This window comes from Veillonella magna (genome assembly GCF_959600285.1).
GTDB classification, from domain to species: Bacteria; Bacillota; Negativicutes; order Veillonellales; family Veillonellaceae; genus Veillonella_A; species Veillonella_A magna.
Window position 1 is genome coordinate 172,269 of record NZ_CAUGKU010000002.1, and the last position, 10,314, is coordinate 182,582.

Annotated in this window: 10 protein-coding genes; 9 read left to right on the top strand and 1 reads right to left on the bottom strand. The window is 44.8% G+C overall.

The window, feature by feature from the left end; genetic code table 11:
- Positions 1-15 precede the first annotated feature (15 nt).
- The 8 genes from Q5873_RS02340 to Q5873_RS02375 all read left to right on the top strand — a co-directional run bounded on the left by Q5873_RS02340 (position 16) and on the right by Q5873_RS02375 (position 8,886).
- Positions 16-1,221, top strand: a complete 1,206-nt coding sequence (locus tag Q5873_RS02340) for a bifunctional 3,4-dihydroxy-2-butanone-4-phosphate synthase/GTP cyclohydrolase II (protein WP_303059100.1) — start codon at positions 16-18, stop codon at positions 1,219-1,221.
- 183 nt (positions 1,222-1,404) lie between these two features.
- On the top strand, positions 1,405-1,866 hold the full coding sequence (gene ribH, locus Q5873_RS02345) for a 6,7-dimethyl-8-ribityllumazine synthase (protein ID WP_205087158.1): 462 nt from the start codon (positions 1,405-1,407) through the stop codon (positions 1,864-1,866).
- 3 nt (positions 1,867-1,869) lie between these two features.
- Positions 1,870-2,736 carry an Hsp33 family molecular chaperone HslO gene (gene hslO, locus Q5873_RS02350; RefSeq protein WP_303059101.1) on the top strand — a complete coding sequence of 289 codons (867 nt, stop codon included), beginning with the start codon at positions 1,870-1,872 and terminating at the stop codon, positions 2,734-2,736.
- Positions 2,737-2,843: 107 nt separating this feature from the next.
- Positions 2,844-3,638, top strand: a complete 795-nt coding sequence (mtnP, locus tag Q5873_RS02355; protein ID WP_205087160.1) for an S-methyl-5'-thioadenosine phosphorylase — start codon at positions 2,844-2,846, stop codon at positions 3,636-3,638.
- Between the two features lie 17 nt (positions 3,639-3,655).
- The gene (gene mtnA, locus Q5873_RS02360; protein WP_303059102.1) at positions 3,656-4,744 is read left to right on the top strand and encodes an S-methyl-5-thioribose-1-phosphate isomerase; all 1,089 of its coding nucleotides are present in this window, start codon (positions 3,656-3,658) and stop codon (positions 4,742-4,744) included.
- Complete coding sequence (locus Q5873_RS02365; RefSeq protein ID WP_303059103.1) at positions 4,741-5,985, top strand: adenosylhomocysteinase; 1,245 nt, start codon at positions 4,741-4,743, stop codon at positions 5,983-5,985. The genes mtnA and Q5873_RS02365 overlap by 4 nt, the downstream gene beginning before the upstream one ends.
- 226 nt (positions 5,986-6,211) lie before the next feature.
- A complete protein-coding gene (locus Q5873_RS02370; protein ID WP_303059104.1) occupies positions 6,212-7,489 on the top strand; it encodes an amidohydrolase in 1,278 nt (425 codons plus the stop codon).
- Positions 7,490-7,890: 401 nt separating this feature from the next.
- Positions 7,891-8,886 (top strand): site-specific integrase, encoded by a 996-nt coding sequence (locus Q5873_RS02375; RefSeq protein WP_276788706.1) that lies wholly within the window; start codon positions 7,891-7,893, stop codon positions 8,884-8,886.
- Between the two features lie 76 nt (positions 8,887-8,962).
- Here Q5873_RS02375 and Q5873_RS02380 read toward each other — a convergent pair whose 3' ends face one another.
- Entirely contained in the window at positions 8,963-9,292 is a 330-nt protein-coding gene (locus Q5873_RS02380) for a LysM peptidoglycan-binding domain-containing protein (RefSeq protein ID WP_288191195.1), read from the bottom strand.
- Positions 9,293-9,516: 224 nt separating this feature from the next.
- Between Q5873_RS02380 and lexA the strand changes: the two genes are divergently transcribed.
- Entirely contained in the window at positions 9,517-10,203 is a 687-nt protein-coding gene (lexA, locus tag Q5873_RS02385) for a transcriptional repressor LexA (protein WP_205087243.1), read from the top strand.
- Positions 10,204-10,314 lie beyond the last annotated feature (111 nt).

Consider the following 10,314-nt stretch of genomic DNA (forward strand, 5'->3'; position numbering starts at 1 on the left):
AAAGGAGTGATCCATATGGGACACAAGTTGAATACGATTGAAGAAGTATTGGAAGATATGAAGGTTGGCAAACCGGTGATCATCGTAGATGATGAAAAACGCGAAAACGAAGGCGATTTGGTGATTGCCGCAGAATTTGCGACCATGGAAAATATTAATTTCATGGTAAAAGAAGCCCGCGGTATCGTATGCACCCCGATGTTAGCCGCCGATTTGGAACGACTCGGTATTGACCAGATGGTAGAAAAAAATACCGATAATCATGAAACGGCCTTTACCGTTACGGTAGACCATGTGACGACAACTACCGGTGTATCACCGTACGAACGCGCCTTGACGATTCGTACCTTGATTGCCGATAATGCTCGTCCGGAAGATTTCCGTCGTCCCGGTCATGTATTTCCGCTTCGTTACAAAGAAGGGGGCGTCTTGGTTCGCCAGGGTCATACGGAAGCCTCTATTGATTTATGCCGTCTGGCCGGTTTAAAGGAAGCCTCCGTTATCTGTGAAATCACTAAGGATGACGGATCCATGGCTCGCCTTGATGATTTGTTGGCCTTTGCCGATAAACATGGGTTAAAGGTGGCCTCCGTAGCTGATTTAATCGAATATCGCAAAATTCACGAACCATTGATTAAATTGGCTGCCGATGCCAATATGCCTACCAAGTACGGCGACTTCCATATTTACGTGTTCAAAAACGACTTGGACCATAAGGAACACTTGGCCATTGTCAAAGGTGATGTAAAAGACGGGGAAGACGTATTAGTACGGGTTCATTCCGAATGTTTGACCGGTGATGTATTTGGTTCCAAACGCTGTGACTGTGGCGAGCAATTGGCTAATGCACTGGCTACTATCGAAAAAGCCGGTCGCGGTGTTGTGGTATACATGCGTCAAGAAGGACGCGGCATTGGTTTAACCAATAAAATCAAAGCGTACGCGCTACAGGAACAAGGCCTTGATACGGTAGAAGCGAATGTGGAATTGGGATTCCCGGCAGATATGCGTGAATACTCTCTGGCGGCACAGATTATTCGCTACCTCGGTATTAAGAGTATTAAATTACTTACCAATAATCCATCGAAAAAAGAAAACCTCGAACATTGGGGTATTCAGGTGGATAAGCGCGTGCCGGTTATTGTCAAAGCCAACAGTGTTAATGCTGCGTATTTGCGTACGAAAAAAGAAAAGATGGGTCATCTCTTCGATCAAATCTAACGACGCATCGCTTCGTCACACGGCTCTGTATGTCAGCGCAACATACGAACAACTGATTCGTTTCTAATATATAAGAAGAACATGTTGGTTTTAAATATATAGAAACAACATATATGTCTCTATACTATATAATTAGGTTATATATTGTGTACACCACGCAAGAAATATAAGGAGGCCATACTCATGGTTAAAGAAGGTCATTTAGTCGGAACAGGAAAACGTTTTGCTATCGTAGGTTCTCGTTTTAACGAATTTATTACCAGTAAATTGATTGCCGGTGCCAAAGATGCGTTGATTCGCCACGATGTGAAGGATGAAGACATCACTACAATTTGGGTGCCCGGCGCATTTGAAATTCCGTTAATTGCTAAAAAGGCAGCCAAAAGCGGTAAGTTCGATGCGGTAATTTGTGTAGGTGCCGTTATTCGCGGTGCTACCTCACATTATGATTATGTATGTAACGAAGTATCCAAGGGCATTGCCCATATTAGCTTGGAAACCGAAGTGCCGGTTATGTTCGGCATCTTAACGACGGAAAATATCGAACAGGCTATCGAACGCGCCGGTACGAAAGCAGGCAATAAAGGCTTTGACTGTGCTATGGGTGCTATCGAAATGATTAACTTATTGGAGGAATTACAGTAATATATGGATTATATTAAACGGTATATGACACGCGAAGGCGTACGCATGGCGGTAGCTGTTACAACAGCCACCGTAGAAGAAGCGCGTCATCGTCATGATTTGTGGCCGGTGGCTACGGCTGCATTAGGTCGTACCATGACCGGTGCCTTGCTGATGGCCGGTGATTTTAAAAATGAAGAGAATGTAAGTATTCGCTTAAAAGGTGACGGGCCGATAGGCGTTGTCCATGTTGATGCATTCAGCGATGCTACGGTACGCGGCTATGTGGATCATCCGCACGTGGATATTCCGCTAAAGCGTGCCGGCAAGCTTGATGTAGGCGGTGCTGTCGGTCATAACGGCGAAGTACAGGTAACGCGCTTTACCAAGCTTCGTCAAGATTACACATCGCAAAGTCCCTTGCAAAGCGGCGAAGTCGCTGAGGACTTGGCATATTATCTCTATATTTCCGAACAAATTCCGGCTACCATCAGCCTCGGCGTGTTAGTAGGAACGGATAACACCGTCAGTGTAGCCGGCGGCTTCCTCGTACAAGCTTTACCGGATGCTACCGATGAAGCACTGGCTAAGGTAGAAGCCAACATTAATGCCTTGGGTCCTATTACGACCTACTTATCCGAACATCCCGACGGGGAAGGTTTGGTGGAACACGTCCTTGACGGATTGACCGTGCAAGAAGTATATAATGCGCCGGTGCGCTTTCAATGTACCTGCAGTCGCGAGCGATTCGAACAGGTTCTTATGACATTATCCGATACGGATAAACGAGATTTGTTAGAGGATGAAACGACGGAGCTGGTATGTCATTATTGTAATAATGCCTATCACTTCAGCCGTGACGAGTTAGCCTCGCTGTTTGATATGAAATAAAGTGATGACAGTCGTCAATATGCCGACCGTGCCTTGATTAAAACTCACTGCCTGTTATAATAAGAGGGTAGTGAGTTTTTTTATTTTATGTAACTCGAGGTGATAGTATGGGAATCATTGCCATTATTGGAGGGACCGGCGTGTACGATCCGTCCATGTTAGAATCGATTGAAGAAAAGCAATTGATGACTCCCTATGGGGAAATTACATATACACAGGGAAGCTATCATGGCAAGCCGGTTATTTTTATGGCACGCCATGGCAGCAAGCATTCCATTCCGCCGCATTTGATTAATTATCGCGCGAATATTTGGGGCCTTAAAAAATTAGGTGTAACCATGATTATTTCTACTACGGCCGTAGGCTCCTTAAATCCGGAATTCAAACCGGGGCATTTTGTATTAACCGATCAGTTCTTGGATTTTACAAAATCGCGGGTTAATACCTTCTATGACGGTGGAAAGAAGGGCGTTGTTCATCTTGACGTGACAGACCCGTACTGTCCGGAATTGCGCGGCCACATCGAAGCAGCGGCTAAGGAATTGGGACTGAACGTGCATAACGGTGGCACCTATGTATGCACCGAAGGTCCGCGTTTTGAAACGCCGGCGGAAATTAAGATGTTCCACATGCTCGGTGGCGATACGGTAGGTATGACAAATGTGCCGGAAGTTACTTTAGCAGGGGAAGCTGAAATTGCCTACGCTACGATTTCCATGGTTACCAACTTTGCTGCGGGTATTTCCGAAACAGCGTTAACTCATCACGAGGTAACGGAAGTGATGAAACAATTATCCGATAGCTTTAAAGCACTCATTCTTAAAACTATCGATCGCTTAGATCCCAATGCGGACTGCAGTTGTCATCATCGCTTGGCCGAATACGGCGGATTTACCTTATAGGAGTTGAACAGCCTGTTATGAATAGTATTGAATGGAACGGACAATCTTTGATTTTATTGGATCAAACCAAGCTGCCCGTCAGTGAAGAGTACATACATTGCACCGATTGGCGACAAGTGGCGGAGGCCATCAAAATGCTTCGTGTTCGAGGCGCTCCGGCCATCGGCGTTGCTGCCGGGTACGCATTGATTTTAGCTGCTCGCGAAGCGACCGCTCAAGATGATAGGGACGGACAATTCTCTGCCTTTTTCGAATTTGCGAATACCTTAAAGGCTACCCGTCCGACCGCTATTAATTTAGCGTGGGCGGTAGAGCGCGTTTGCACCTTAGTGCGCACCTGCATAGAAAACAACGGCAATGATGGCGCCGATAATCATGCTGTATACCTGGCTGATTGTCTGGATCGCATTGAAGAAGAAGCTATTGCCATAAACAAGGAAGACCTGGCGTTAAACAGTGCTATGGCCAAAGCCGGAGTCGGTATTTTTGAAGGACGCCGGGGTCTGCGTATCTTAACGCATTGTAATGCCGGCGCATTGGCTACTGCAGGCATCGGTACTGCATTAGGCGTAATACGTGAGTTACATGCGAACAATCAGCTGAGCATGGTCTATGCCGATGAAACCCGTCCGCTATTGCAAGGTGCACGGCTCACCACCTTTGAATTGCATCAAGATGGTATTCCTGTTACATTACTTACGGATAACATGGCTGCCTATGCGATGCAGCAAGGACTTATCGATGCAGTTATCGTCGGTGCCGACCGCATTACCACAGAGGGGGATGTGGCCAATAAAATCGGAACCTACGGCGTAGCCGTACTGGCCAAAGCACATGGCATTCCATTTTATGTGGCAGCACCGTACAGCACCTTTGATTTTACACTGGCATCCGGCAAGGATATTCCTATCGAAATTCGCGACTCTCGGGAGGTTACTCATTTTCAAAGATGTCAGACGGCACCGGATGGCGTGCCCGTCCTCAATCCTGCCTTTGATGTGACACCGCATGAGTACGTGTCCGCCATCATAACCGAAGCCGGTGTGTTATATCCCGATTATACGAAGTCCATTGCAAGACTTCACAAGGAGGTTCAAGAGAGATGAAATCATTAATTAAAGATATTGCGTTGGCCCCGGAAGGCCATAAAAAAATCGAATGGGTGTCTAACTTCATGCCTGCCCTGAACAGCTTGGTAGATGACTTTAAAGCCAGCAAAATTTTTGAAGGCAAAACAGTGGTAGTCAGCGTTCATTTGGAAGCAAAGACAGCCTACTTGTCTACGATATTAAAAAAAGCCGGTGCCGATGTAATCGTAACCGGTTCCAATCCGCTGTCCACACAGGATGATGTAGCAGCTGCTTTGGTTGATATGGGACTTACCGTCTATGCATGGCATAATTGCACGGATGAAGAATATACCATGTTCCTTAATAAGGCATTGGATCATAAACCGCATATCATTATTGACGATGGCGGCGATTTGGTTCATTTGCTGCATACGACGCGTCAGGATGCACGAGAACGCTTGATCGGCGGTTCCGAAGAAACCACAACCGGTGTACATCGCTTACACGCGTTGGCCAATGAAAAGAAGTTGGCATTCCCGATGATTGCCGTTAACGATTCGTATTGCAAATATCTCTTCGACAATCGTTACGGTACGGGTCAATCCGTATGGGACGGTATTATGCGTACCACCAATCTTACCGTAACAGGTAAAAATGTTGTCGTAGCCGGATATGGCTGGTGCGGTAAAGGGGTAGCTATGCGTGCCAAGGGACTTGGTGCTCACGTGTATATTACCGAAGTAGATCCGATTAAAGCTATTGAAGCTGTATTTGACGGATTCAAAGTATTACCTATGATTGAAGCAGCGCGCATCGGCGATATCTTTATTACCGTAACCGGTTGCAAGGATGTTATCCGCCGTCAACACTTTGATGTGATGAAGGATAAAGCTATCATGTGTAATGCAGGCCACTTCGATTGCGAAGTAAACACGAAAGAATTAGCCGAAGTAGCGAAGAGCCATAAAAATGTACGCAAAAATATTGAAGGCTATAGCATGGCCGATGGACGCACTTTGTACGTATTGGCAGAAGGGCGCCTTGTTAACTTGGCTGCCGGCGACGGTCATCCTGCAGAAATCATGGACCTTTCCTTCGCGATGCAGGCCTTGGCTGCGGAATACTTACTGAAACACGGTACGACTATGGAACATGATGTTCATGTGTTGCCTCATGAATTGGATACGCGCATGGCTGCGATTAAATTGGCATCTATGGGATATGAAGTCGATCATTTAACACAGGAACAAATCGATTACCTGACTAAAGTTAACTAATCAATCGCTTGACTAAGGTTAACTAATCAATTACCTGACTACGATTACCTAAACAATTGCCTGACTACGATTACCTAATCACTTTTCCGTAAGTAGGCAATCCTGCAATTGACACTGCGGAAATAGTAGTAATACTATGTTTTGGAGTATTTCAATTCGGTAATTATTTTTCAAAAGTTACTGTTAGGCAGATAACCAATAAACGAAGAAGATAAAGGATGTATCAATGATAGATTTAGTAATACAACATGTAGACGTACTCTCCGATGATACGGTTATACGCGATGCCTACATTTCGGTTAATGGCGGACACATTGCCGAAATTTCAACGGAAGCACCGAAGGAAGCCGCCAAAGAAACAATTGACGGCAAAGGCATGCTGGCTGCACCGGGCCTCGTAAATACGCATACACATATCGCCATGGGATTGTTGCGTAATTACGCCGATGATTTGGAATTAATGGACTGGTTGGAACATGCCATCTGGCCGGCCGAAGCCAAGCTGACCGACGATATCGTATACTGGGGAACACAGCTGGGCATTGCCGAAATGCTTCGCAGCGGTACTACGTGCTTTAGCGATATGTATTTCTTTATGGAACAAACCGCTAAGGCCGTACAAGAAACAGGCATTCGTGCCGTATTGTCCCGTGGTCTTGCCGGTGTAGCACCGACAGCAGATAAAGCCTTAGTAGAAAATAAGGAATTATTTACAACATGGAACGGCTATGACGATAATCGCATTAAGGTAATGCTGGGACCACACGCTCCCTATACATGTCCTGACGACTATATTCGCCGTGTCATTGCGTTAAGTGAAGAAATCGGTGCAGAAATTCATATGCATCTGTCCGAAACGAAGGGCGAAGTGGAAAATGTGATGAAGCAAACCGGCAAAACACCGATTGCACACATGAATGACTTAGGCCTGTTCGATCGCGGTTGTGTGGCTGCTCATTGCGTACATGTAACCGATGAAGATATGGACATTATGCGAGAAAAAAATGTTCGGGTGGCTCATAATCCGCAATCTAATCTTAAACTGGCCAGTGGTATTGCGCCGGTACCGGAAATGCTTGCCAAAGGCATTACAGTAGGTCTCGGTACGGATGGATCCGCCAGCAACAACAATGCGGACATGCTGGAAGAAGTACGTTTGGCTGCGACACTGCATAAAGCTCGACTCTATGATCCCAAAGCTATTCCGGCACAAACGGCTTGGAACATGGGAACCATTGAAGGCGCGCGCGTACTCGGTTATGATGACTTAGGGGTATTAAAATCCGGACAGCGGGCAGATATTGTATTATATAATACAACCGGCATGCATTGGATGCCACGTTACAACGATGTAGCGTCATTAGTATACGCAGCCAATTCGTCCGACGCCGATACCGTAGTTGTAGCCGGTAAGGTTCTTATGAAGCATCGTGAATTGCTTACGATTGACGAAGAACGGTTACGTGCGGAAATTGCTACAATTCATAATGTATTTGCAAACTAAAACATATTTGCTAGATCAAATGTATTTGCCGATCATTTGCTAATTAAACCAGTCAAGGTCAATAATGGCCTTGACCTTGACGCATTGGGGTCGTGCGGTACATGGGATAACTAGAATATGTGTTAGTTATGTATCAGTATAGAATTGGTAGCTGCCAAGATAGCAGTGGAGATTACTGCGATTAGCTGTAATGTATGCGTGATAACACATATAAAATTATATACCGTATAGACGGGTTCTCCCGAATATGCTATAATTACTTCCGATAACGATATATTATCGGAAGTAATTTTTTGTATAAAATCGGGCACTTAACCAAGTTCATATATACACAGACAAATCGGTGTCCATTTATTACATTATGCAATTCTTTATAAGAAGTTAATTGACGAGGTTCCCCCATGACTGATGCATCCAAACATTTTTATTTACGCGATCACAACAGCTTGGCCGCCAGTTCAAAGCTAACCGCCAAAGCTAAACAAAGTATTTTATTATCCAAAGCGGAAAATACCATTGATGCGTACGAATCCGATTGGAACGATTTTGTTGACTGGTGTAATTTCCATCACGTTACGGCCTTTCCGGCGATTCCCGAAACTATTGTCAACTATATCAACGATTTGGCCGATTACGCCAAAGCCAATACGATTTCCCGTCGCATCAGCGCTATTTCCGAAAATTTTAATGCCTCCGGTATAGCCGAAAACCCTTGTGCCTCCATCTTGGTTAAACAAGCACTTCGCGGGATTCGCCGCCTTAAAGGCACCTATCAACAAGGTAAGACACCCATTCTCCTGGAAGATCTGGAAGATATCTTTGAAGAAATGCCGAAGCTGGGCCTGTCCGAAATTCAACTGCTTCGTGATAAAGCGATTCTATTAATCGGCTTTATGGGTGCCTTTCGTCGCAGCGAACTGAGCAAGATTACCGTAGAAACCCTTCATTTCTCACCGCAAGGTGTTGAAATCTTTGTAAAGGCATCTAAAGCCGACCAGGAAGGTCAAGGCGCTGTTGTAGCTATCCCCTATGTGGAAAATTCCGAATTTTGCGCTGTAAGGGCCCTCAAGGCATGGCTTAGGTATTCCGGTATTAAAGAAGGCCCGATTTTCAGAGGTTTTACGAAGACAATGACCCTGCGCAAGACGGCAATCAGCGATAAAAGTATTGCGGAGATTGTAAAAAAATATGTCGCTGCTATCGGTCTTAACCCGGATATGTACGGTGCGCATAGCTTGCGTCACGGCTTTGCCACTACGGCTGCCGCCTTTGGCGTGGAAGAACGTAACATTATGCGTCAAACCCGTCATCACAGCGTGGCCATGGTTCGCCGCTATATCAACGAGGCCAATAAATTTGTGGACAATCCGATCAGCTCGATTTTTAATAAGCGGTAACATAAAACAAAAAACAGCGCGTCTCCGGTCACCATGGAAATCGCGCTGTTTTTTTATTTAAGGTTATGTGCTCTCGTCAGTTTTGAGCCATATACGTAGAGCCTTTGTCGGAATGATTAAGTAGCTTAGGCACTTGAAGAACCATACCCGGTTGTAAATCACCTTCATTCGCTAAATTATTTAATTGCTTTACCGTATATACATAATGACGAATGTCCATCGTATCATGCGTTACCCGTTGAGCAATACTCCAAAGCGTATCACCTCGCTGTACGGTAATCTGCTGCGTATTGGTCGTATCCAGTGTAGGCGTGCCGGGAATAAGAAAGTATCCCGCCAACATAAGTAAACACATCCCTAATACAACTGTCATATCTCTCTTTATTGCTAATAAATTACGTCTCATGAGAAATCACCCCATTATATTTCGAACATATTCAACGTATGTATGTTTGTTTACGTGCTTAGTATAGCACAAGAATAAATGTTCGGTCAATAGTTTCGTTCGAACAATTATTTGACATTGCTATGGGATGCGCTTTATAATGAATGATAAGATATATATAACATATGTATTGTGATTGATTAGTATACAGTAATAAATAGTTTTTTAGATTGTGAGGAATCCCCATGAGACGACCGGCTACGGATATTAATACAAAACAAAAGGTTATTTTAGACTTTATCAAGGAATGTCAGCTTACTCAATTCCGCTGCCCCAGCGTTCGTGAAATTTGTGATTATATCGGTGTCAGCTCCACCTCTACGGTGCAGAGCCATTTAGATACATTGGAACGATTCGGCTATATTAAACGCGATCGCAATAAGAATCGCTCTATTACTATTGTAGGCATGACGCCGTCTTCGACGCCGAAGCAACTGGAAATATCCAAGGATGATGAAGTGACATCGTCCGACCCCTATGAATTTCGCAGTGGCCAGCTTCGAAATGTACCGCTTATCGGTGTCGTTCAGGCCGGTACTCCGGTAACAGCTATTCAAAATCAAGAAGCCGTTCTTCCCTTGCCTGCTTCGTTAATTGGCAATTCGGAATGCTTCTTGCTGCGTGTACAAGGAGAATCCATGCGGAATGTGGGCATGTTCGAAGGGGATTTGCTCATTGTTCGCAATCAGTCTACTGCCAATAACGGAGATATCGTAGTAGCGCGTATTGATGACGAAGCAACGGTAAAACGGTTTTATCGTGAGAGAGATCACATCCGTCTACAGCCGGAGAACGAGGATTTTGAGCCGATTATTACCAAAGAATGTATTATCGAAGGAAAAGTTATCGGTCTTATCCGCGATCACATCTAACAATAAAACAATGATAGAATAAAATAAATGTTCGGTTAAGCACTAAGAGTCTTAACCGAACATTTATTTTTATAGAATAGTTTTCTATTCATGGCTTCTCCAAAAAAATAG

Excerpts from the sequence above, each read along its gene's own strand:
- Q5873_RS02375 (WP_276788706.1), top strand. The coding sequence starts at position 7,891 with ATGACTGATGCATCCAAACATTTTTATTTACGCGATCACAACAGCTTG.
- mtnA (WP_303059102.1), top strand. The coding sequence starts at position 3,656 with ATGAATAGTATTGAATGGAACGGACAATCTTTGATTTTATTGGATCAA.
- hslO (WP_303059101.1), top strand. The coding sequence starts at position 1,870 with ATGGATTATATTAAACGGTATATGACACGCGAAGGCGTACGCATGGCG.
- mtnP (WP_205087160.1), top strand. The coding sequence starts at position 2,844 with ATGGGAATCATTGCCATTATTGGAGGGACCGGCGTGTACGATCCGTCC.
- lexA (WP_205087243.1), top strand. The coding sequence starts at position 9,517 with ATGAGACGACCGGCTACGGATATTAATACAAAACAAAAGGTTATTTTA.
- Q5873_RS02380 (WP_288191195.1), bottom strand. The coding sequence starts at position 9,292 with ATGAGACGTAATTTATTAGCAATAAAGAGAGATATGACAGTTGTATTA.
- Q5873_RS02370 (WP_303059104.1), top strand. The coding sequence starts at position 6,212 with ATGATAGATTTAGTAATACAACATGTAGACGTACTCTCCGATGATACG.
- Q5873_RS02340 (WP_303059100.1), top strand. The coding sequence starts at position 16 with ATGGGACACAAGTTGAATACGATTGAAGAAGTATTGGAAGATATGAAG.
- ribH (WP_205087158.1), top strand. The coding sequence starts at position 1,405 with ATGGTTAAAGAAGGTCATTTAGTCGGAACAGGAAAACGTTTTGCTATC.
- Q5873_RS02365 (WP_303059103.1), top strand. The coding sequence starts at position 4,741 with ATGAAATCATTAATTAAAGATATTGCGTTGGCCCCGGAAGGCCATAAA.